The organism is Caballeronia sp. LZ019, assembly GCF_031450825.1.
Classification (GTDB): Bacteria; Pseudomonadota; Gammaproteobacteria; order Burkholderiales; family Burkholderiaceae; genus Caballeronia.
The window spans coordinates 488,617-508,676 of the sequence record NZ_JARTVZ010000002.1 but is presented as its reverse complement, the minus strand read 5'-3'; the positions used below and the strand labels follow the sequence as shown (position 1 = coordinate 508,676).

Annotated in this window: 22 protein-coding genes and 1 tRNA gene; 12 read left to right on the top strand and 11 right to left on the bottom strand. The window is 64.8% G+C overall.

Translation table 11 applies throughout. The features are described 5' to 3' along the window. Nucleotides 1-645, bottom strand: a complete 645-nt coding sequence (locus tag P9255_RS05315; protein WP_309765870.1) for a TetR/AcrR family transcriptional regulator — start codon at nt 643-645, stop codon at nt 1-3. A 156-nt stretch (nt 646-801) separates the two neighbouring features. Here P9255_RS05315 and P9255_RS05310 point away from each other — a divergent pair, with 156 nt between their 5' ends. The 3 genes from P9255_RS05310 (at nt 802) to folE (ending at nt 2,468) form a co-directional block, all read left to right on the top strand. Next, on the top strand, nt 802-1,224 hold the full coding sequence (locus tag P9255_RS05310) for a nuclear transport factor 2 family protein (protein WP_309765869.1): 423 nt from the start codon (nt 802-804) through the stop codon (nt 1,222-1,224). Nucleotides 1,225-1,247: 23 nt separating this feature from the next. Continuing rightward, nucleotides 1,248-1,700 carry a VOC family protein gene (locus P9255_RS05305; protein WP_309765868.1) on the top strand — a complete coding sequence of 151 codons (453 nt, stop codon included), beginning with the start codon at nt 1,248-1,250 and terminating at the stop codon, nt 1,698-1,700. A 117-nt stretch (nt 1,701-1,817) separates the two neighbouring features. Next, the gene (gene folE / locus P9255_RS05300; RefSeq protein ID WP_309789221.1) at nt 1,818-2,468 is read left to right on the top strand and encodes a GTP cyclohydrolase I FolE; all 651 of its coding nucleotides are present in this window, start codon (nt 1,818-1,820) and stop codon (nt 2,466-2,468) included. 52 nt (nt 2,469-2,520) lie between these two features. Here the strand turns inward: folE and epsC are convergent, their stop codons facing one another. Both epsC and P9255_RS05290 read right to left on the bottom strand, forming a co-directional pair. Continuing rightward, the gene (epsC, locus tag P9255_RS05295) at nt 2,521-3,513 is read right to left on the bottom strand and encodes a serine O-acetyltransferase EpsC (RefSeq protein WP_309765866.1); all 993 of its coding nucleotides are present in this window, start codon (nt 3,511-3,513) and stop codon (nt 2,521-2,523) included. A 173-nt stretch (nt 3,514-3,686) separates the two neighbouring features. Then, nucleotides 3,687-3,920 carry a hypothetical protein gene (locus P9255_RS05290; protein WP_309765865.1) on the bottom strand — a complete coding sequence of 78 codons (234 nt, stop codon included), beginning with the start codon at nt 3,918-3,920 and terminating at the stop codon, nt 3,687-3,689. 259 nt (nt 3,921-4,179) lie between these two features. Between P9255_RS05290 and P9255_RS05285 the strand changes: the two genes are divergently transcribed. Next, complete coding sequence (locus P9255_RS05285) at nt 4,180-4,770, top strand: DUF3005 domain-containing protein (protein ID WP_309765864.1); 591 nt, start codon at nt 4,180-4,182, stop codon at nt 4,768-4,770. Nucleotides 4,771-4,822: 52 nt separating this feature from the next. Here the strand turns inward: P9255_RS05285 and P9255_RS05280 are convergent, their stop codons facing one another. After that, nucleotides 4,823-4,978 (bottom strand): hypothetical protein, encoded by a 156-nt coding sequence (locus P9255_RS05280; protein WP_309765863.1) that lies wholly within the window; start codon nt 4,976-4,978, stop codon nt 4,823-4,825. Nucleotides 4,979-5,150: 172 nt separating this feature from the next. On the opposite strand from P9255_RS05280, the gene P9255_RS05275 reads away from it, so the two are divergent. The 4 genes from P9255_RS05275 to P9255_RS05260 all read left to right on the top strand — a co-directional run bounded on the left by P9255_RS05275 (nt 5,151) and on the right by P9255_RS05260 (nt 8,172). Continuing rightward, on the top strand, nt 5,151-5,624 hold the full coding sequence (locus P9255_RS05275; RefSeq protein ID WP_309765862.1) for a hypothetical protein: 474 nt from the start codon (nt 5,151-5,153) through the stop codon (nt 5,622-5,624). 36 nt (nt 5,625-5,660) lie between these two features. After that, nucleotides 5,661-6,302, top strand: a complete 642-nt coding sequence (locus P9255_RS05270) for a short chain dehydrogenase (RefSeq protein WP_404980256.1) — start codon at nt 5,661-5,663, stop codon at nt 6,300-6,302. Between the two features lie 17 nt (nt 6,303-6,319). Further along, entirely contained in the window at nt 6,320-6,745 is a 426-nt protein-coding gene (locus P9255_RS05265) for a GNAT family N-acetyltransferase (protein WP_309765860.1), read from the top strand. A gap of 188 nt (nt 6,746-6,933) precedes the next feature. After that, entirely contained in the window at nt 6,934-8,172 is a 1,239-nt protein-coding gene (locus P9255_RS05260; protein ID WP_309789220.1) for an MFS transporter, read from the top strand. 19 nt (nt 8,173-8,191) lie between these two features. Here the strand turns inward: P9255_RS05260 and P9255_RS05255 are convergent, their stop codons facing one another. From P9255_RS05255 to P9255_RS05235, 5 genes are all read right to left on the bottom strand, one after another. Then, a complete protein-coding gene (locus P9255_RS05255) occupies nt 8,192-9,121 on the bottom strand; it encodes an SMP-30/gluconolactonase/LRE family protein (RefSeq protein ID WP_309765858.1) in 930 nt (309 codons plus the stop codon). 26 nt (nt 9,122-9,147) lie between these two features. Beyond that, on the bottom strand, nt 9,148-10,494 hold the full coding sequence (locus P9255_RS05250; RefSeq protein WP_309789219.1) for a type II toxin-antitoxin system HipA family toxin: 1,347 nt from the start codon (nt 10,492-10,494) through the stop codon (nt 9,148-9,150). Further along, a complete protein-coding gene (locus P9255_RS05245) occupies nt 10,488-10,742 on the bottom strand; it encodes a helix-turn-helix transcriptional regulator (RefSeq protein WP_309765857.1) in 255 nt (84 codons plus the stop codon). Before P9255_RS05245 ends, P9255_RS05250 begins: the two co-directional genes overlap by 7 nt. An 82-nt stretch (nt 10,743-10,824) precedes the next feature. Continuing rightward, nucleotides 10,825-12,402, bottom strand: coding sequence for an aldehyde dehydrogenase (NADP(+)) (locus tag P9255_RS05240; protein ID WP_309789218.1), 1,578 nt, complete (start codon nt 12,400-12,402; stop codon nt 10,825-10,827). Between the two features lie 150 nt (nt 12,403-12,552). Next, complete coding sequence (locus P9255_RS05235) at nt 12,553-14,070, bottom strand: MFS transporter (protein WP_309789350.1); 1,518 nt, start codon at nt 14,068-14,070, stop codon at nt 12,553-12,555. A 268-nt stretch (nt 14,071-14,338) separates the two neighbouring features. Between P9255_RS05235 and P9255_RS05230 the strand changes: the two genes are divergently transcribed. The 4 genes from P9255_RS05230 to P9255_RS05215 all read left to right on the top strand — a co-directional run bounded on the left by P9255_RS05230 (nt 14,339) and on the right by P9255_RS05215 (nt 17,271). Next, nucleotides 14,339-14,812: a universal stress protein gene (locus P9255_RS05230; protein WP_309765855.1), complete on the top strand. Its 474-nt coding sequence runs from the start codon at nt 14,339-14,341 to the stop codon at nt 14,810-14,812. Nucleotides 14,813-14,916: 104 nt separating this feature from the next. Next, complete coding sequence (locus tag P9255_RS05225) at nt 14,917-15,639, top strand: helix-turn-helix domain-containing protein (RefSeq protein ID WP_309765854.1); 723 nt, start codon at nt 14,917-14,919, stop codon at nt 15,637-15,639. A gap of 169 nt (nt 15,640-15,808) precedes the next feature. Next, nucleotides 15,809-17,134, top strand: coding sequence for an SUMF1/EgtB/PvdO family nonheme iron enzyme (locus tag P9255_RS05220; RefSeq protein WP_309765853.1), 1,326 nt, complete (start codon nt 15,809-15,811; stop codon nt 17,132-17,134). A 60-nt stretch (nt 17,135-17,194) separates the two neighbouring features. Continuing rightward, nucleotides 17,195-17,271: transfer RNA gene (locus P9255_RS05215), tRNA-Val, on the top strand. 80 nt (nt 17,272-17,351) lie between these two features. On the opposite strand, the gene P9255_RS05210 is transcribed toward P9255_RS05215, so the two are convergent. Together P9255_RS05210 and P9255_RS05205 are read right to left on the bottom strand one after the other, a co-directional pair. Next, the gene (locus P9255_RS05210) at nt 17,352-17,570 is read right to left on the bottom strand and encodes a hypothetical protein (protein ID WP_309765852.1); all 219 of its coding nucleotides are present in this window, start codon (nt 17,568-17,570) and stop codon (nt 17,352-17,354) included. Between the two features lie 144 nt (nt 17,571-17,714). Continuing rightward, nucleotides 17,715-19,913, bottom strand: coding sequence for a TonB-dependent siderophore receptor (locus P9255_RS05205; protein ID WP_309765851.1), 2,199 nt, complete (start codon nt 19,911-19,913; stop codon nt 17,715-17,717). Between the last annotated feature and the right edge of the window lie 147 nt (nt 19,914-20,060).

Below are 20,060 nucleotides of genomic sequence, written 5' to 3'. Positions count from 1 at the left end.
TCATAAGCCTTGCTCGACCATCGCAAGAAGACGCGTTGCAAGCGGCTCGACCTGTTCGGGGCCGAGCCCTTGCAGCGGGCCTTCGATCAATAGCAGCGCGAACCCATGCACCGCGCTCCACGCCAGATATTCCGCCTGCCTGCGCCGACGCGCTTCCAGCGCGCCCGCCTCCACCATCTCGTCCAGCGCGCGGCTCAATAGCTGGAAGGGATCGAGACCGCTCGGCCCTGCGCCATAAGGCGCATCGTGCTCGGCCCACTCCGCTTGCGGCGCGGCAAACGCCGTGCGAAACAATCCCGTCTCTTCCTGCGCGAACCGCAGATAACCCGCACCGATGGCGCGCAGGCCCGCGCGCGCGGCATCGGTGCGGCGACGCTTCCTCGGGCGCGCGGCAAGTTCATCTTCCATCGCCGCGGCCACCGACGACAGCGCCGCCGAGCGCACCGCCGACAGCAACGCCTGCCTGCTCTCGAAATGCCGATATGCCGCGTTAGGCACGACGCCCGCACGGCGCGTCGCTTCGCGCAGCACGATTGCATCCGGCCCGCCTTCACGCGCAAGCTCTATCCCGGCGTCGATCAATGCACGCCGCAAGTCGCCATGTCTGTAAGTGCTTCGCGCTTTCTTCGCGTTCGGTATTGTCATTTTGCTTCTAAGGGCGATGGCGTATGTGGACAGCGTCCATTATCTCTGCTAGTTTTTGTGGACGGTGTACACAAGCGAAGAATAATTTCGCTCAGGCCCTAGCCGTCTGTCACGGCAGGCGCGCATCGTATGAATACCGTCACGCGTGGAGGCATCATGTCCGTTCCGAACGACCGTATGAATGACGAAGCGCGCATTCGCGAGATTGCAGAAGCGTGGCGGCAAGCGGTGCTGGCAAAAGACGCGTCTGCGCTCGTCGCGCATTACGCGGCGGACGCCGTCGTGTTCGATGTCGTACCGCCCGCGTCCATGCAGGGTGTGGAGCGCTATCGCGAGAACTGGCAACGCTGGTTCGACAGCATCGCCGGCCCGTTCACGTTCGAGTTCAGGGAGATGCATGTCGCGGCAAGCGGTGACATCGCGTTCCTGCACTCGCTCAATCACGTGGCGGCGGGCGGGCGCGATGACATCGTTCGCGCCACCGTATGTTTCAGAAGAATAGACGGCGACTGGCGCGTGGTGCACGAACACGCCTCGGTGCCGCTGATGATGGACATGGACCCGGACGAGAAGTCCTGACAGTCGCATTTCAAGGAGCAGACATGCAAGTTCAGCCCTATTTGTTTTTCGAAGGCCGTTGTGAAGAAGCGGTCACGTTCTATCGCGAACAGCTCGGCGCGCAAGTGCTGATGATGATGCGCTTCCGGGACAATCCCGACGCGTCGAAAGACGGCGGCAGCGAAGCGGCCAGCGGCTGCAGCATGCCGGCAGGTTCGGAAGACAAGGTCATGCACACCGCGTTCACCATCGGCGATTCCATGTTGATGGCGTCGGACGGCATGTGCAGCGGCAAGCCCGAATTCAAGGGCGTGTCGCTCTCGCTGACGGCCAGCGACGAGCAGCAGGCCGAGAAGTTCTTCAGCGCCCTCGGCGACGGCGGCCAGGTGCAGATGCCGATGACCCAGACGTTCTTCGCCAAGCGCTTCGGCATGGTGCAGGACAAGTTCGGCGTGTCGTGGATGGTGCTCGGCGGCGTCGAGAGCAACCCGGCGTAATCGCCGCCCGCGCGGGCGGCCCATGGAAAGCCCTAAAGACCGGACACGCGTATAGGCCTTATAAAACGTGGAACAATATACGGCGCTATCCGCAAAACCGAACAGAAGGAGTTTTCAATGAGCAGCCCGCGCAAAAATCATCTAACCGGCTCGGACATGCCCGCTGATTCAGCCGATCGTCCGACGCGCGAGGAAGCCGAAGCAGCGGTGCGCGTGCTATTGCGCTGGGCCGGCGACGATCCCCGCCGCGAAGGCCTGCTGGACACGCCTGCGCGCGTCGTGCGTTCCTACGAAGAGTTCTTCGCGGGCTACGCGGAGAATCCGCACGACATCCTGGCCCGCACCTTCTCCGAAGTGCAGGGTTATGACGAAATGATCGTGCTGAAGGACATTCGCTTCGAGAGCTATTGCGAGCATCACATGGTGCCGATCATCGGACGGGCGCATGTCGCTTATCTGCCTAACAAGCGTGTGGTCGGCATCTCGAAGCTCGCGCGCCTTGTCAACGCTTTCGCGAAGCGCCTGCAGATTCAGGAGAAGATGACCGCGCAAATCGCGGATACGCTCGACGAGGTGCTGCAACCGCTCGGCGTCGGCGTCATTCTGGAAGCTGCGCATCAGTGCATGTCGACACGCGGCGTGCACAAGGCGGGCGTGGCGATGGTGACGTCGCGCATGCTGGGATCGTTCCGCGACGATCCTTCCACGCGGCGCGAGTTTCTTGCGATCGTCGGACAATCGAGCGCGTTCAGCGTGACCAATACCTGAAGCGGCAATTCGCGGCAGGCAAGAGAAAGGGCCTTCGCGGCCCTTTCGTCGTTTATGCGCCGTGACCGTTGTCGCTGCCGATGCCGTTGCGCGGCGCATCCGCTCCCGCGCCTTCGCGCACCTTGCCTTGCGACACGTTGCTGCCCGGCGGAACGCTATGCGTGAGCCACACGTTGCCGCCGATCACCGAGCCCTTGCCGATGGTGACGCGGCCAAGAATGGTCGCGCCTGCATAGATCACGACATCGTCCTCGACGATCGGATGCCGCGCGTTGCCCTTCACGAGCACGCCGTCATTGCCCGATGGAAAGCTCTTTGCCCCGAGCGTGACCGCCTGATAAACGCGCACCCGCTCGCCGATGACCGCCGTCTCGCCGATCACCACGCCCGTGCCGTGGTCGATGAAAAAGCTCGGACCGATCGTCGCACCGGGGTGAATGTCGATGCCCGTCAGCGAATGCGCGATCTCGTTGATGAAGCGCGCGAGCAGCGGCACGCCGAGCTCATGCAGCGCGTGCGCGAGACGATGATGCGTCATCGCCCATACGCCCGGATAGCACAGCAGAATCTCGGTGATGTGCTGCGCGGCGGGGTCGCCGGTGAAAGCGGCCTTGATATCCGAGACGAGCAGCGCGCGGATAGCCGGCAATTGCGCGCCGAATTCGCGCGCGATGCCGAAAGCATAAGTGTTCAGCTCGGCATCGTTGGTATCGCGATGCTCGGGCAGGAAGCGCAATGCGCGGCGAATCTGCTCGTGCAGCAGGCGCAGCGTGTTTTCCAGCGTCTGACCGACGTAGTAATCGACGCTTTCGTCGGTCAAATCCGGCGCGCCGTAATGTGTCGGAAAGAGCGCGGAACGCAGACCGTTGACGATCTTCACAATGGCGTCGCGCGACGGCAACTCGCGAATGCCGAGCGGATGCCGCGTGCGATGCAACTCCTCGCGCGACTCACGCAGTTCCGCGACGATGCGCGACAAGCCCCACTCGCGCGAATCGTGAAGCGGCGCGTCGTTGAGGGAGTCAGGCGCGATCTCGCGTGGCATTGAAGTCCTGAGCGAAGGCGTGTTCTGCATATCGACAGCGATGAAATGGAAACGGCCGCCGTGACGTGCGCGGCGGAATTACCACAAGCGTACCCGGTTTCGACTGGCCTTGCGTCGATGCAGGCCGGAGTTGGCGCTTCGACACGTGAGTCTGTCGATTCGACGCCGCTTGCTCAAACCGTGACATTGCTCGCGTCGATCCAGCGCACGGCCCAGTCCCGCGCATGCGCGATGGCGTCGCCCTCGCTGCGAAAGCGCAGTTCAGCGGGAAAGAAACGGTTCGCCACGAGTTCGCCATCGCTCGAACGCGAGATGACGACATACGGTTGATAGCTTCCGTCCGCCGTCCGGGCGGGGGCGCAGTTGAGAAGATAGCCTCGATGGGAAAAGGCTGCATCGTGTTGCATGAGTCACCCGTCCTAAAGTGCCCTGCTCTTTCGAATGGCGTTGCCCGAAGTCCGGCAGCGTCATTGCGCCTATTGCGCTTTGCTGCGGACAAGCTACAAATAATACTGGTAGTGAAACCCCCGAGTGTCGAAAAAAATCCGCTAAATTTTTAGCGTCGATGAAGCGCCCGTTGCGCAAGGGCTCCGGTTACATCGTCAGCACGCCGGAACGGCTCTTGCAGCGGCGCATCGTCACTCGTGCGAACCGCAGGAGGTCATCGTGAACAACGCTGAAGCTAACGAACCGCAAGGCAAGCAAAGCGATCGTGCGGCCAGGAGTCCGATCAAGACGCCCGCGACCGAGACCGTGCATGTCAGCATGGACGACGCAAGAAAGGCCGAAGCCGGCCGCGAAGCGCATGCCGGCGCAGGCGCGATGGCGGACACATCCGCGCCGAATCAGGCGCACCCGCGGCATCCGCGCGGCATCGATGTGGTCAACGACGAGACGCTCGACGACACCGTCGATACGGATGGCAAGAACGTTCATGCCAAACGGGAAGCAGAAATGCGCGCACGCGAGCCGGACTCGGTGATTTCATCGAATGCGACGCTCGTCAATACCGTCCCGGAACCGGGCGACGGCCTCGGCGGGTTCGACAGCCGTCCCGCGCGCAATGGTCTTGCGCTAGCGCTGGAGCGCGGCTATCGGATGATCGATCGCGGCATGGTCACGCCTGCGCTGCCGGAAGTGGAGGCGCAGCAGCGCTTCGAGGCACGCGATGCACGCGGCCACACGTTGCGCGGCCGCAAGCACTATGCGATGAACCACTTGCGGCCATCGCGGCTCATCGAGATCGAGCGTTCGTGACGGCGTGCGGACAGGCCGCGCGTTGTTGCGCAGCCTGTCCGCCAAAACGCGCTTACTTGTCCTTCTTCTCGCCTTCCTCGTCGGACTCGATGCGCGTCACGCCGCCGGTCGCGGGCGGGTCGCTCGCCGGAAACGTGTCTTCCACTGCCTTGTCGACGATCTCTTCATCGCGCTCGGAAGTGGGATTCTGTTCCTTGGTGTTGCTCATTGTCGGCTCCTTTGTCGTGCGCTCGCGCGTGGCGAGCCGTTGGTGTCGTAACGCAATGCAGCAACGTTCGTTCCAGACGGCGCGGTCCAGGCACACCGATTGCGCTTGGCGGTAGTTGCAAACAAATCGGGAAGACGGACCGCGTCAATCGAACGAGAAGAGGAAGGCCAACATGAGCACGAGCCAGGCATACGACGATTACAACGCCCCTGCCGCAACTGCCGGCACTCCCGCGCAGGCGCCGCTGGAAACGCGCGCCGCCGCGCCCGGACGAACGTCGGCGGAGCAACGGTTTCGCACCGCGCTCGCGTGTCTCGGCGCAGCTTACGCCCTCTCGTGGGCCGAACTGGGGCTCTCCCTCGCGATGGGTTTTCCCGGCGATGCGGCGAGCCATCCGGTCGCGGCATCGATCGTTTCGCGCGTGCTGGTCGGCCTGCTCTATGTCTGCGTCGCGTCGAGGCTGCAGTGGGCGCGCTGGCTGACGGTTGCGCTCGGTTTCGCATCCGTCGGTCTCGTCGCGCCGACGCTCGCGATGCAATGGCACGTGTTCCCCAGCGCCGCCGTGCTGTCCGGCGCGATGCTGGCATGCCGGCTCGCCGCCTCGCTCTACCTGCTTTCGCCGATGCCGTCGCGCAAGGCTCGATAAGCGCCTGGCTTTTCTTCGCGCAGCGGCGCGTGCACAATGCGTGGCGATCCTCAACCGCAACGCATAGCGAGGCTGCACATGAAAATTGCCGTTATCGGCGCCACCGGCACGGTTGGCCGGGCCGTTTGCGCCGAATTGCAGGCGCGTCACGACATCATCGAGATCGGCGCGACGCGCGGGACGCATCGCGTTAATCTGCTCGATGTCGACAGCATCAGGCGTCTCTTCGACGGCATCCGCCGCGTGGATGCGATCGTCGCCACGGCGGGGCATGTCCACTTCGGCGAACTCGTGAAAATGACGCCCGCGCAGTTTCGCGTCGGCCTCGACGACAAGCTGATGGGCCAGGTCAATCTCGTCCTCACAGCCCGCGACTATCTGAACGATGGCGGCTCGTTCACGCTGACGAGCGGCATCGTCGGCGCCGAGCCGATCCTGCAGGGCGCGAGCGCGGCGGCCGTCAACGGTGCGATCGAAGGCTTCGTGCGCGGCGCGGCAATCGAGATGCCGCGCGGTCTGCGCATCAACGGGGTCAGTCCGACGGTTCTGACCGAGGCGCTGGAAACGTTCGGCCCGTATTTTCGCGGGTTCGAAGCGGCGAGCGGTGCGCGCGTGGCGCTTGCATACAGCCGCAGTGTCGAAGGGGCGGAAACGGGGCGCGTTTATAAAGTTCACTGAACATGCAAAGCGCTGCCATGCAATGGACGCGTGACGAATACCGCGTGAGCACCGACGTCGATACATTCGATTTCGGTGTCGTCCACCGTTATCTGAGCGAAGCGGCGTACTGGTCGCCGGGCATCGCCCGCGAGACGGTGGAGCGCGCCGCCCGGCATTCGCTCGCGTTCGGGCTTTTCAGGGGCGAACGGCAGATCGGCTATGCGCGCGTCATCACCGACACCGCCACGTTCGCCTATCTCGCCGATGTGTTCGTGCTCCCCGAGCATCAGCGTGGGGGCCTCGGTACGTGGATGATCGAATGCATCATGGCGCATCCCGCCCTGCAAGGGCTCAGGCGAATGATGCTGGTCACGCTGGATGCACACGGCGTTTATGAGCGATTCGGCTTCGAGGCCCCGAGGCATCCGGAAAGAATCATGGAAAAGATCAGCCGCGCTTGAGCGTCGCGCGATTGTTCGCGTCCTCCGGATTCTCAATTCGACGCGCCGCCCTTTTTCCCGGCCGCCCGTCCTTCTACAGTGTGTCCTTCTTCGCGCCGGCCGTTTCGTCTGAACGCGCCGTGCGCCAGCTTTTCGACTGTCGACGAGCGAGGCCGCGGCCTTGCCGGCACTTTCCGGTTTCCATCGATATGCAACTTGACACGCCCACCGTCTCCGGCGCATCGGACGACTTTTCCACCACGATCCGCCAGTGGCTCGCCGTGCTCGCGGTCGCCGTCAGCGCGTTCGCGTTCGTGACGGCGGAATTCCTGCCGGTCGGCCTGTTGCCGCAGATCGCGCACGACCTGGGCGTGAGTCCCGGCATCGCGGGGCTGATGGTCACGACGCCCGGCGTGATGGCCGCGATCTTCGCGCCGACGCTCATCATCGGCGCGGGCCGCATGGACCGTCGATATGTGTTCCTGCTGCTCACCGCCGTCCTCTTCGTTTCGAACGTGGTGTGCGCGATGGCCCCCGGCTTCGCGATGATGCTCGTCGGGCGCGCGATGCTCGGCGCCGCGCTCGGCGGCTTCTGGACGCTCGCGACGGCCGCGGCTCCGCGCCTCGTGCAAGGCAGGGACGCGGCGAAGGCCACGGCCATCATCCTGACGGGCGTGACGTTCGCGACGGTCATCGGCGTGCCGCTCGGCATCTTCATCGCCTCGTTCTCGTCGTGGCGGCTTTCGTTCGCCGCGACCGCGGGGCTCGTCGCCGTCGCACTGATCGCGCAGGCGCTGCTCGTGCCGCGGCTGCCGTCCGCGTCCGGCCTGCGCGTTCACGACTTCAAGGCGCTGCTTGCAAGGCCGCATGCGCGGCTCAGCATGTTGATGGTCGCGTTCGCTTTCGGCGCGCACTTCTCGACGTACACGTACATTGCGCCATTGCTCGAACAGGACTTCTCGCTGAACGCGATCACGTTGCTGCTGCTCGGCTTCGGCGTCATCGGCTTCTTCTCGAACGCGCTGATGTCGGCGATGGTCGCGAAGCACCTCGTGAAATCCGTGGCCGTGATGATCGTGCTGCTGCTGGGCGCAATCGTATCGATGCTGCTGCTCGGACATTCGCACATCGGCGAGACGGCGGCCATGCTGATCTGGGGCGTCGCGTTCGGCGCGTTGCCGCTGTGCTTCAGCGTGTGGATTCAGCGCGGCACGGCGGACTATCCGGAGGCCGGATCGGCCATGTTCGTCAGCATCATTCAGGTGGCGATCGCAACGGGCTCCGCAGTGGGCGGCGCGATCGTCAACCGCGCGGGCGTGGAAACCGACTTCATGCTCGGCGCGGGCCTCGCCGTGCTCGGTCTCGTGACCTTGCAACGCGTGACCGCGCTGGGCCGTCCGGGCATGACGCATTCGGCCGAGAGCCGGTGCGAGCCGTCCCTCGACTGAGGCAGCGCGTCACGCTGCTTCAGCATCCCTGCGTATTCACGAACAGCGAATACAAGCCATGACTCGCCGCCATGAAGAGCCGGTTGCGATGCCGCCCGCCGAAGCACACGTTCGCGCATCGTTCCGGCAAATCGATATGGCCGATGGCCTCGCCTTGCGGCGTGAAAACGCGCACGCCGTCGAGCTCGGCGTCGCCCATGCCCCAGCCGCACCACAGATTGCCGTGAATATCGACGCGAAAGCCATCGGGCGTGCCGGGGCCGGCGTCGATCAGAAGGCGCGGCTTGCCGAGCGCGCGGCCACCGTCCAGCACGTCGAACGCGAATATCTTGCGCGGCGTCGAGCGCGAGTCGACGACGTACAGCACAGATTCATCCGGTGAGAACGCGAGTCCGTTCGGGCCGGCGAAGTCATCGATCATTTTCGTGATCTCGCCGCTCCGGCCATCGACGCGATACACGCACGGCTTGAGTTGCGCCTCCTGCTTCTCGCCCTCGTAATAGCCGTCGATGCCGAACACGGGGTCGCTGAACCAGATCGATCCGTCCGACTTCACGACAACATCGTTCGGTGAATTGAGCGGCTTGCCGTCGAAGCGATCCGCGAGCACCGTGATGGAGCCGTCGTATTCGGTGCGTGTCACGCGCCGCGTCAGGTGTTCGCAAGTCACAAGCCGCCCCTCGCGATCGCGTGTGTTCCCGTTCGCGTTGTTGGACGGCTTGCGAAACACGCCGACCTGGCCGCTCTCCTCGTCCCATCGCAGAATGCGATTGTTCGGGATGTCGCTCCACAGCACGTAGCGGCCATCGCCGAACCAGACCGGCCCTTCCGACCAGCGCGCGCCCTGATAGAGACATTCGACCGAAGCCGAAGCGATGCGCAGCGCGTTGAAGCGCGGATCGAGCACGCGAATGGCGGGGTCGGGGTAACGGCGATCGGATGAAGGCATGAAGCGGTCCTTTGCAGAAAGTGAAGTCAGTCACGAGACATGGATGCAAGCGCGGCTGCGGATCGGCGCAAGCCGTCGAAAATGCGTTCCGCCACGCGCGACGGGAAATCGCCCGGCAATTTCGCGGCGACTTCTTCGATCGCGCCGGGTGTCCGTTCGATGAGGCTTTCGATGATCGGCTCCGCGTCGTCGGCGAAACCGCAACGCGCGGCCATCGCGTTGAAGTGCCGCCGCTGGATGTCGCGGAACGCATAGTGCCGGCTCTTGCCCGGAATCGCCATCGCGAGTTTGGCCTTGTGCCATGACCACTGGTTCGCGCCGTCGCCTTCGACAGGCCAGATCGACATGACGTCGTAAAGCGGCGTGAGCCGGTATTGTCCGCCCGCGAGCAGGCGGATGCTGAAGTTCTTGGCGTGCCCGTCCGGCGCGGCAAGCAGCGAGAAAAGAATCTGCGATGTCACCAGCGTTCGGATGTCGCCGCGCGCATCGACCGATTGCTGCAACACGCGCGCGAGCTGCAGCACGCCCGGCCCGCCATCGTGCTCGTACTTTTTGTGCGGCGGCAAGCCGGCGACCTGGCAGAAGTCTTCCTGCGGCAGCCGCACGATCCAGTCGCCGCCGGCATGCAGCCTCCGGTCGAAGCGTTCGACGACGAGCACGCGGCGCTGCCCGAAAGTGGCAATGTGACAGTTCGCAACCGGCAAGCCGTATGCGCGGAGTATCGCCATGCACAGCCATTCGTTCTCGATGGATGTCGTCAGGTCCGCGCGCCGGTTGCCGACGAGCCCGAGCGGCAGCTTCAGGATATGCGTGGTCGGCGTCGCGCCGTGCGGCTTCAGCCATCGATCGCCGTGGCGAAGCAGTGCGGTCTTCTCCTGCGCGCCGGCGAGCGAAATGCGAAAGTCGTCGTCATCGTGAGCGCCGGACAGGCCGCCGCCGGCCGTCTGGTCGAGCAGCATTTCGATCTCGTGATCATCGAGCGGCGTTCCCTCGATGCTTCGCACGCCGAAGGGCGATTCGTCTTCCCCCAGCAACTGCACCGCGCCGACACAGTCGCGGCCGATCGCCCGCAACAGATCGAAGGCGTCGACACTGTCGGTGCTGAAGCGCTGCGCGATTCGGCGGCGGATCGCGTCGCTGTCGGGGAGCAGGTTGTCGAAATAATTGAGCACTTCGCCGCCGCGCAGTGGCGCGCCGTCGAGCGGGAGCGGCAGCGACAAGGACAGCGGACGCGCTTGCGGCGATGTGAGCCAGTCCGCGTCATATTGAAGTTCGGGCGCGCCGCGCGCCGGCAAGCGCCAGGTTGCGATGCGCTCGCCATTCGCCCAGACGGACAACGCCCGCGAATGCGACTTTCGGCCAGCCGTCACCATGATTCGGCGGGCGGGCTCGTTTGCGGCAGTTCCGGCCGGTCTTGCACCACGAGTTGTAATCCGTATGCTCCGAGCATCGCGAGTAACTGATCGAGAGTCAGCGCGCCGGGATTGCGTTCCAGCGTCGAAACGCGGCTCTGGCTGATACCGAGCCGCGATGCGGCCTGCGCCTGCGTCAGACCGGCGCGCCGCCGGCCGGCGGCGAGCAGTTTTTCCAATTGAGCGGGCGTTGCGACGACCTGTTGCATGAGCGTATCTGCGTGACGAATAAATGCACTTTATTCGCGACACAAATAAACGTCAAATACTTCTCCCGCAGATACGTCCGGCTCAGTTCGGCCCCAGTTCGCCATCCCTCAATCGCCACAGGTTCAGCGGGTTGTCGTCCGCCAGCGCTCGCGGCAACAGCGGCGCGGGCAAATCCTGGTAACAGACGGGCCGCAGGAACCGCTCGATCGCCATCGCGCCGACCGATGTCGACCGCCCATCGGACGTCGCGGGGAACGGGCCGCCGTGCACCATCGCGTACGCCACCTCGACGCCCGTCGGAAAGCCGTTCGCCAGGATCCGCCCGACCTTGCGTTCCAGCACCGGCATTAAACGCCGCGCCAGATCGATGTCGTCGTTGTCCATCAGCAGCGTCGCGGTCAACTGGCCTTCGAGCGTGCGCGCGACCGCGATCATCTCGTCCTCGCTCTCGCACGCCACGATCACGGATGTCGGGCCGAAGATTTCGTCGGCGAGCTGCGGCGTCGCGAGAAACTGCTCCGCGCTCACCCGATACAGCGCCGGCAACGCGCCGCTCGCCGCATCGCTTTCCTTGCCCGTCGCGACGCGCTGCGCGCCCGACGCGTCGCGATGCGCGATCCCATCCGCATAAGCCGCCGCGATGCCCGCCGTGAGCATCGTCTGTGCTTCCTTTTTTTCAAGGGCGGCCGTGGCGTTGTCGACGAAATCGTCGAGTTTCGCATCCGCCAGCGCGAACACGAGCCCCGGATTCGTGCAGAACTGGCCGACGCCGAGCGCAACCGAATCGATATAGCCGGCGGCGAGCGCATCGCCGCGCGTGGCGAGCGCGCCCGGCAGCGCGAAGATCGGATTCACGCTGCTCATTTCGGCGAAAACGGGAATCGGCTCGCGGCGTTTCGCGGCGATATCCGCGAGCGCGAGACCGCCGCGCCGTGAGCCGGTGAAGCCGACCGCGCGGATCGCCGGATGTGCGACGAGCGCCTCGCCAATCGCATTGCCCGAGCCGACGACCAGCGAGAACACGCCTTCGGGCAGGCCGATGTCGGCGACTGCTTTCTGCACCGCGCGTCCCACGAGTTCCGATGTGCCGAGATGCGCCAGATGCGATTTCACGACGACCGGACAGCCCGCCGCGAGCGCCGCCGCCGTATCGCCGCCCGCGACCGAAAAGGCCAGCGGAAAGTTGCTCGCGCCGAACACGGCGACCGGGCCGACGGGAATCTTCTGCAAGCGCAGATCGGGACGCGGCAGCGGCTTGCGATCCGGCTGCGCGGAATCGAGCGTCGCCGAAAGCCAGCGCCCTTCCCGCACGAGCGATGCAAAAAGCCGCAACTGCGCGACGGTGCGGGCGCGTTCGCCTTCGAGCCGCGCCTTCGGCAGCGCGGATTCCGCCTGAGCGCGCTCGATGAGCGCATCGCCCAGTGCGATGACGTTGTCCGCGATGGCTTCCAGAAACTGTGCGCGCGCCTCCAGCGGCGCGTGCCGATACGGATCTAACGCGGCGTCGGCAAGTTCGCACGCGCGGTCAACTTCCGCCGCGCCGCCACCGCCGAAGACAGGTTCGAGCTCGACGTTGCGGGCGGGGTCGAACGCGCGGAGCGTGGCGTCGGCGCCCCGCACGGCCGACGCGCCGATCAGCATTTCTCCGGTGATCATCATGGTGAATCCTCCGTGCTGGTGATGCAGCCCGCTGAGCAGGCGGCAGGGATGCTGCGAGCGGGCGACGCATTGCGTGTGCCAAAGCGGTGCGCGCCCTGCAGACGGACACGGGACCGTAAGAAGCGTTCCGTCACCGCCTGACGGCCCCGTTCACCCCTTCCCGACCTTCCGAAACGTTATATGCCCGATCCGCCGCACCAGCAAAACCGCGACCAGCGCGGCCACTGCCGTCAGCATCGTGCCGATGTGCACCGCCTGCACGAGCGCATCGCGGGCGGCGTCGAAGAGCGCGGAGGCATCCAGCCCGGCCGAGCGCAGATCGTGCAGCAAGGTATCGCGCAACGCTTCGTCGACGAGAATGCGCGGGTCCACGAAGCGCGGCTGCCATTGCGCCGATGCCGCCGCGCCCAGCACGCTGACCGTGCGCTCGACGACGTTCGCGTAGTGATGCGCGACGATCGTCCCGACGATGCTCGTGCCGAGCATGCCGCCGACCATTCGGGTCGACTGCAGCAGCGCAGTGGTGATGCCGAAGCGCTCTCGCCCCGCGATCTCCTGCCCGAACACGTTCATGTTGTTCAGCACGAAGCCGAGTCCGATGCCGACCGCGGCCATCGGCAATTCGATCCACACATGCGGCGTCAACACGCGCGCAAACGACAGCCCGACCGAGGCCAGCACGAGCAGCGTGAAACCGATGGTCAGGATCTGCGTCGGCTTGCGCAAATGGATCACGATCCGGGTATTGATGAAGCTGCCGAGCGCGATGCACGCGGCGATCGGCGTGGCGAGCAGGCCGGCTTCCTGGGGCGAGAGCCCGAAGCCGCCCTGCAGCAGCAGCGGCGCGAAGAAGATCAGCGAGAACATCACGAAGCCCGCCATGAAGGAGAGCGTGAACAGCGTGACCAGATGCGGATCGCGGAAGATATCGAGCGGAATGATCGGATGAGTCGCGCGCCGCTCGCAGACGAGCAGCGCCGCCGCGCCCGCGATCACCGCGCAGCCGAGCGCGATGTTGCCCGTCGAGAGTCCCGATTTCGGCACGGACTCGATCAGCGCCTGGAAGCCGCCGAGCACGAGCGCGACGAGCGCCGCGCCGAGCCAGTCGATCTTCACGCCGCCTTCGCGCGGCCGGTGCAGATTCGGCAGATGCGACCAGATGAAGTACAACGCCGCCGCGCCGACCGGCAGATTGATCAGGAACGTCGAGCGCCAGCCCCAGTGCTGGCTCATCCATCCGCCGAGCGACGGCCCCGCCGCCGTGCCGATGCCGTATGCCGCCGCGAGCACGACCTGCCATCGCACCCGCGTGCGCGGATCGGGGAAGAGATCGGGGATGGCGGCGAACGCGGTGCCGACCATCATTCCGCCGCCTACGCCCTGCAGTCCCCGCGACAACGCCAGAAACAGCATGTTCGGCGCAAGCCCGCACAGCACCGAGGCGACGGTGAAGGTCACGACCGCCGCGATGACGAACCGCTTGCGGCCAAAGTAATCGCCGAGCCGCCCGAACACCGGCACCGTGACGACGGACGCCAGCAGATAGGCGCTCGCAATCCACGCGTAATACTCGAAGCCGTGCAGTTCCGCGACGATCGACGGCAGCGCCGTGCTCACCACCGTCTGGTCCAGCGCGACGAGCATGTTGACGAGTCCGATGCCGAGCATCGCGTAGAGGGCGGTTCGGAACGCAAGCGCGTGCGGCTGGGGTTCGGTGGTGCGGTCGTCGGTCATGCGGCGTGTTAAGCGGGCGCTGAGTCGGTGGAACCACGGATTGTACGGCGTCGCTTGCGACAGATCGACTCATCCTGAAAACTGCGCGGTCTCGCGACACGACCGCCGCGCTATGCTGAAAGCGCGTATCGCCGCGATGCAAGCGCCACGCCACGCGTCGGCCGGCATGCGCCCGACATTCTCACCGCACGAGGAACACGCCATGTTCAAACGCATCATCGTCGCCATCGACGGCAGCCGCACGTCCCAGCACGCCTTGAATACCGCGCTCGATCTCGCTGTCACGCATCACGCGGTCGTCCAGCCGTATTGCGTCATCGAAAGCGGGCCGATGGTCATGGACGTGCCGGGCTACGATCCGTCCGCGCTGCAGAAGGGCCTGACCGAACAGGGCGAAGCCGTTGCGCGGGAAGCCGCCGAAGCGATGAAGGCGCGCGGCGTTGCGGGCGATGTCGCGACCGTCGAGGCCACCGCCAGCGACGACGTCGCCTCGCTCATCATCGCCGCCGCCCACGCGTTCAACGCCGATCTGCTCGTGATGGGCACGCATGGCCGCAAGGGCTTCAAACGGATGATTCTCGGCAGCGTTGCGGAGCGTTGCCTGCGTCAAGCCAGCTTGCCGGTGCTGTTGATTCCCTCGGCGGCAAATAATTCGGACAACGCCTCTACCGCATGATGTGAAGATTGTGCAAGCGCCGGGGGCGCGGCATTTTTTCACGCGGTCGGCCGGGCTTGCTATGGGACAATCAATTTGTCATCCATCAAGAAACCGAGCTCGCCATGTCTGATCCGATCCTCCCCCGGCGGCAAGCGGCGCACTGTTCCAGCTGCGCAATGCGCCATCTGTGCATGCCCGAAGGCCTGTGCGCCCGGGACGTCACCAAGCTGGAACACATCATCTCCGTGACGCGCAAGATTCGTCGCGGCGATGCGCTCTTTCGCACCGGCGACACGTTCGATTCGCTCTACGCGGTGCGCTCGGGTTCGCTCAAGACCGTCGTCACGAATGACGGCAGCCGCGACGGCGGACGCGGGCGCATGACCGGCCTGCTGCTCGCGGGCGATGCCCTCGGTCTCGACGGCATCGGCGATGGCCGCCACACGTGCGACGCCATCGCGCTGGAAGACAGCTCCGTCTGCGTCGTGCCCTACGCGCTTTTCGAGCGCATGTGCCGCGAGACGGATTCGCTGCAACGGCGCATGCATCGCATGATGAGTCAGGCGATCAATCGCGAAGCCGAACACGTCGTGCGGCTGGGCATGCTGCGCGCCGACGAGCGCGTCGCCCGCCTGCTGCTCGACATGTCCGCGCGGCTCGCGCGGCGCGGGTACGCCACTGCGGAATTCACGATGCGGATGACGCGCGACGACATCGGCAGCTATCTCGGCATGACGCTCGAAACGGTGAGCCGCACGCTATCGCGCTTCGACAAGCTTGGACTCATCGAGGCGCAGGGCAAATCCATCCGCATCCGCGACTTCGACGGGCTGCGCGGCATCTGACAATCGCCTGAGCGCGCCGGTTCGCTCGCCACAGCCGAACAAACGCCGCAATCCGGCGCGCTGGCACGAACTTCGCTAAACACTGGCTCTTTCATGCAAGCGAGCAGGCGTTTTGACGCCTGTTCGAATCCTATGCAATGCTCTCGGCTTGCACCGGAGACAGAGCGAAATGAATCGCGAACCATCCCTGCGTCATCCTTTGCTCGAGCGGCTCGCGGAAGCGCGCCGCGTGACCGACGAACTCTTCGACATCGTCAGGCGCGAGCATCTTTACGACCGGCCGATCGCCGAGCGGCATCGCATCGTCTTCTATATCGGCCATCTCGAGGCGTTCGACCGCAATCTGTTCGACAAGCGCCTCTTCGACCTCCCGAACGCCGATCCCGCCTACGACCAGCTGTTCGCGTTCGGCATCGATCCCGTCGATGGCGGCCTGCCGACCGATCAGCCGGCCGACTGGCCTTCGCTCGACGAAGTGCAGGCTTACAAGGCGAAAGTGCGCGCGGATATCGACGCCCGTTTCGATCCGCTCAAACTCGTCGCCGACCCCGTTTCCGCGGACGAGCCTGCCGCGAAGCTGCTCGAAGTCGCGATCGAACATCGGCTGATGCACGCGGAAACGCTTGCGTACATGCTGCATCAATTGCCGGTCGACAGAAAAATTGCGCCGGCCAATGCGATATGCGAACGGACATCGGACCGCCCGCTCGTGCATGAAACCGTGCGCGTTCCCGAAGGCACGGTCACGCTGGGGCTTTCCCGCGAGAGCGGACGATTCGGCTGGGACAACGAGTTCGATGAAATGCGCGTGGACGTGCCGGCGTTCGATATCGACCGCTACATGGTCACGAACCGCGATTATCTGCGCTTCATCGATGCGGGCGGCTACTGGAATCGCGACTACTGGAACGACGGCGACTGGGCGTGGAAGGAGCGACATCGCATTGCGCATCCGGCGTTCTGGATTGCGGGCGACGAAGCCGTCGACGACGCCGGCAGCGCCGAATCCGGCTGGAAGCTGCGCACGATGTTCGAGGAACTCCCGCTTCCGCTCGACTGGCCGGTCTACGTGAGCCATGCGGAAGCCAGCGCCTACGCACGCTGGGCGGGCAGGAAGCTGCCCACGGAAGCGCAGTGGCAACGCGCGGCCATCGGCGCGCCGCATGTGGCGGAAGGCAACTTCGATTTCCGCCGATGGGACCCGACGCCGGTGCAGGCGCATCCCGAGAACCGCAGCGCGTTCGGCGTCGAGGGACAGTTCGGCAACGGCTGGGAATGGACATCGACGACCTTCGGCCCGCTCGACGGCTTCGAGCCGTTCCCGTTCTATCTCGGCTACTCGGCGAATTTCTTCGACGGCAAGCACTTCGTCATCAAAGGCGGCTCGCCCCGCACGGCGGCGTGCATGTTGCGGCCGAGCTTCCGCAACTGGTTCCAGGGGCATTATCAGTACGTGTATGCGGGCTTTCGCTGCGTGAGCGAGCCAGCCGTCTGAAGATTCTTCGCCGATGGGCTTGTATATCGAGTGCGGGGTCTCTATAATGCGCGGCTCAACAGGCTCGTAGCTCAGCTGGTTAGAGCACCACCTTGACATGGTGGGGGTCGTTGGTTCGAGTCCAATCGAGCCTACCAACGCATATGCTGTAGAAAAATCGCCGCGTTTATCGCGGCGATTTTTTTGCTCACTCTTTTTCCTTCCCTCTCCTGCTTCGCTAATCCCACATGTTCCGGAACGCCACAGCGGCGATCACGGGTACGGTCAGCACGAGCGGAATCGCGAAGTACGGCACTTCCAGATTGACCGTCCAGCTATAGATCAGCCAGCCGATACCGAGCGCCAGCGTGCCGATGCCGACCAGCGCCGAGAGGACATTGAGCGACCGCTTCGACAAGCGCCTGCGGGACGTTTCTTTACTCGAAGTCGGTTCCATGATGACGGTGAGCGCTTCATGCGCGAGACATATACATCGAAGTTTATACCGCTCGCCGGCGCGGCGTAGCGCGGTCCGAAACCATGACAAAGCGCCGCCGGTTCGCGAAAGGAACCGGCGGCGCGCGTTCTTCGGGCGGCTCGATCAGAAGTCAGTCGTCATCGACAGAAGCACCGTTCGCGGCGCGCCTTGCGTCAGATAACCGCCGATCGTCGACGACCAGTACGACTTGTTGGCCACGTTGAGCACGCTCGCTCGGAACGTCGTCGGCTTGCCGAACAGCACGGTCGCATAGCGCGCGCCGAGGTCGAAGCGATCCCACGCAGGAATCGACAGCGTGTTCGTCACGTTCAGATACTGCGAGCCGGTATGAATCCAGCGCGCCGTCAAGGTGAGGCCGTTCAGCACCGGCACGTCGTATTCCGCATTGACGTTGAACATGAAGGTCGGCACGCCGATCGGCATGTTGCCGTCCGTCGTCGCGCTGCCGGTGTCGAGCTGCGTCGCGTGGATGTACGTCGCCCCCGCGATCAGCCGAACGCCGCGCAACGGCTCGCCGTAGATCGACGCCTCCACGCCGCGATGCCGCTCGTTCCCGTTATCGACGAAATAACCGGCGCTGTTCGTGTACGTCAGCGGCTTCTCGATCTGGAACAGCGCAAGCGATGCGCCGTACTTGCCGTTGTCGTACTTCGCGCCGACTTCGTACTGCTTCGACTTCTGGGGCGGCAGTTGCTCGCCGAAATTGACGGCCGTGTTCGGCGCGGAATCCCCGATCGCAAGCGCCTCGCTGCGATTCGCGAAGAACGCCACGTTCTGCCACGGCTTGACGACGAGGCCGAAGAGCGGCGTCGTGATCGAATCGTTATAGGCGCGGGTCTGCTTGCCGGTGTAATCGAACGTGTTGGTGTGCAGTTCCTGATAGCGCGCGCCGACGGTGAACAGCACGCGATCGTTCAGGAAGCCGAGCGTGTCCGACACCGATGCGCTGCGCATCAGATTGAGCGCCGTCGTGCCCGGATCGGCCAGATTGCCGGCCGACAGCGTGCTCGCCGGATACGGCACCTGCGGCGTGTCGTAGAGGCTCGTCGGGAACGCGCCGGCGAACGTATAAGCCGACATCGAATCCACCCGCACGATCGACGCGCCCGCCGTCACGAAATGCGATACCGGCCCGGTGTTGAAATGGCCGCGCACGCCCGCTTCCGCCGAGCTGCCGTCTTCCTTGTGCGGCACGCCGAGCCGCGATGCGGTCGTGGCCGTACTGGATACGGTCGGCGACGAATACTCGCCGTGCTCGTCCGTGTGCCGCATGCCGCCCGCGATATAGGCCGTCCAGCCAGGCAGGAAGTCGTATTCCGCGCGCAGGATGCCGACGGTATCCTCGATGGAACTGAAGCTCCAGGTCTGCGCGTAGTTGTAGGTCGCCGACGGCGTTTCGGGAATGAAATTGCCGCTGACGTTCACCGTCGGCCGGCCGCCGTTCACGCGCTGCCGCTGATAGAGAAAGTCGCCGTAGAGACGCAGCTTGTCGCCGCGCCAGTCGAGCGAAACGGCCGTGGTGTTGTCGCGGCGATGTTCACCGTCGATGCTCGTTTCGCCGTCGTGATTCGCCTGATTCACGCGGATGCCGAACTGCCCTTCGCTGCCGAAGCGCCGTCCCACGTCGACATGCGCGCCGATTTCGCCCGACGCCGTGCCTTCGAGCGTGACGCGCGTGAGCGGCTTGTCGTCCGCGCGCTTGAGCTGCAGATTCAGCCCGCCGCCGACGGCCGATCCGTTCGGCGACGCGCCGTTCAGAAACGTATTCGCGCCCTTGAAGACATCGACGCGCTCCAGCGCATCGGTTGCGACGAGCTGGCGCGGCGTGATGCCGTACAGGCCGTTGAGCGAGACATCGTCGCCATCGAGCTGAAAGCCGCGGATGATGTACGTCTCCGCGAAGTTGCCGAAGCCGTAGGCGGTACGCACCGCCGGATCGTTCGCGAGCACGTCGCCGATGGTGCGCGCCTGCTGGTCCTCGATCAGCTTCGACGTGTACGTCGTCATGCTGAACGGCACGTCGAGCGTGCGCTGCTGGCCGAGCACGCCGAAATCGGCGCCGCGCGCGACCTGGCCGCCCGCGAAGGTCGGCGCGAGATCGCCGGGAAGCTGCTCTTTGCTCGCCTCGACGCGGACGGCCGGCAGCGTGTTTTCAGCCGACGGCGCGGCGTCGGCGCCGGCTGCGGTCTGGGCATGGGCCGGAAAGGAAAAAGCGACGGCAATCGCCGCGACGATGACGGCGCGATGCGACAGCGCCTTCGCAGGCGCGGCCTGCAAGGTTTGCAAACGGAGAACAGGCATGAATCGGAGAAAACGTCGGTGTTGGTCGGTTCCGGCCCGGGGCGTCGAAGGAATCCGGGCGGCGTTTTTCTTGGGTCGTTACCGGCAATCGGAGGCGCGTGACGGCTCGACTTGTCGCCGGATTCTAACGTAAATAAGAGTCGTTAT

Excerpts from the sequence above, each read along its gene's own strand:
- P9255_RS05230 (WP_309765855.1), top strand. The coding sequence starts at position 14,339 with ATGTTCAAACGCATCATCGTCGCCATCGACGGCAGCCGCACGTCCCAG.
- folE (WP_309789221.1), top strand. The coding sequence starts at position 1,818 with ATGAGCAGCCCGCGCAAAAATCATCTAACCGGCTCGGACATGCCCGCT.
- P9255_RS05280 (WP_309765863.1), bottom strand. The coding sequence starts at position 4,978 with ATGAGCAACACCAAGGAACAGAATCCCACTTCCGAGCGCGATGAAGAG.
- P9255_RS05305 (WP_309765868.1), top strand. The coding sequence starts at position 1,248 with ATGCAAGTTCAGCCCTATTTGTTTTTCGAAGGCCGTTGTGAAGAAGCG.
- P9255_RS05250 (WP_309789219.1), bottom strand. The coding sequence starts at position 10,494 with ATGGTGACGGCTGGCCGAAAGTCGCATTCGCGGGCGTTGTCCGTCTGG.
- P9255_RS05270 (WP_404980256.1), top strand. The coding sequence starts at position 5,661 with ATGCGTGGCGATCCTCAACCGCAACGCATAGCGAGGCTGCACATGAAA.
- P9255_RS05315 (WP_309765870.1), bottom strand. The coding sequence starts at position 645 with ATGACAATACCGAACGCGAAGAAAGCGCGAAGCACTTACAGACATGGC.
- P9255_RS05245 (WP_309765857.1), bottom strand. The coding sequence starts at position 10,742 with ATGCAACAGGTCGTCGCAACGCCCGCTCAATTGGAAAAACTGCTCGCC.
- P9255_RS05210 (WP_309765852.1), bottom strand. The coding sequence starts at position 17,570 with ATGGAACCGACTTCGAGTAAAGAAACGTCCCGCAGGCGCTTGTCGAAG.
- P9255_RS05225 (WP_309765854.1), top strand. The coding sequence starts at position 14,917 with ATGTCTGATCCGATCCTCCCCCGGCGGCAAGCGGCGCACTGTTCCAGC.
- P9255_RS05310 (WP_309765869.1), top strand. The coding sequence starts at position 802 with ATGTCCGTTCCGAACGACCGTATGAATGACGAAGCGCGCATTCGCGAG.
- P9255_RS05255 (WP_309765858.1), bottom strand. The coding sequence starts at position 9,121 with ATGCCTTCATCCGATCGCCGTTACCCCGACCCCGCCATTCGCGTGCTC.
- P9255_RS05205 (WP_309765851.1), bottom strand. The coding sequence starts at position 19,913 with ATGCCTGTTCTCCGTTTGCAAACCTTGCAGGCCGCGCCTGCGAAGGCG.
- epsC (WP_309765866.1), bottom strand. The coding sequence starts at position 3,513 with ATGCCACGCGAGATCGCGCCTGACTCCCTCAACGACGCGCCGCTTCAC.
- P9255_RS05235 (WP_309789350.1), bottom strand. The coding sequence starts at position 14,070 with ATGCTCGGCATCGGACTCGTCAACATGCTCGTCGCGCTGGACCAGACG.
- P9255_RS05260 (WP_309789220.1), top strand. The coding sequence starts at position 6,934 with ATGCAACTTGACACGCCCACCGTCTCCGGCGCATCGGACGACTTTTCC.
- P9255_RS05240 (WP_309789218.1), bottom strand. The coding sequence starts at position 12,402 with ATGATGATCACCGGAGAAATGCTGATCGGCGCGTCGGCCGTGCGGGGC.
- P9255_RS05275 (WP_309765862.1), top strand. The coding sequence starts at position 5,151 with ATGAGCACGAGCCAGGCATACGACGATTACAACGCCCCTGCCGCAACT.
- P9255_RS05265 (WP_309765860.1), top strand. The coding sequence starts at position 6,320 with ATGCAATGGACGCGTGACGAATACCGCGTGAGCACCGACGTCGATACA.
- P9255_RS05220 (WP_309765853.1), top strand. The coding sequence starts at position 15,809 with ATGAATCGCGAACCATCCCTGCGTCATCCTTTGCTCGAGCGGCTCGCG.
- P9255_RS05290 (WP_309765865.1), bottom strand. The coding sequence starts at position 3,920 with ATGCAACACGATGCAGCCTTTTCCCATCGAGGCTATCTTCTCAACTGC.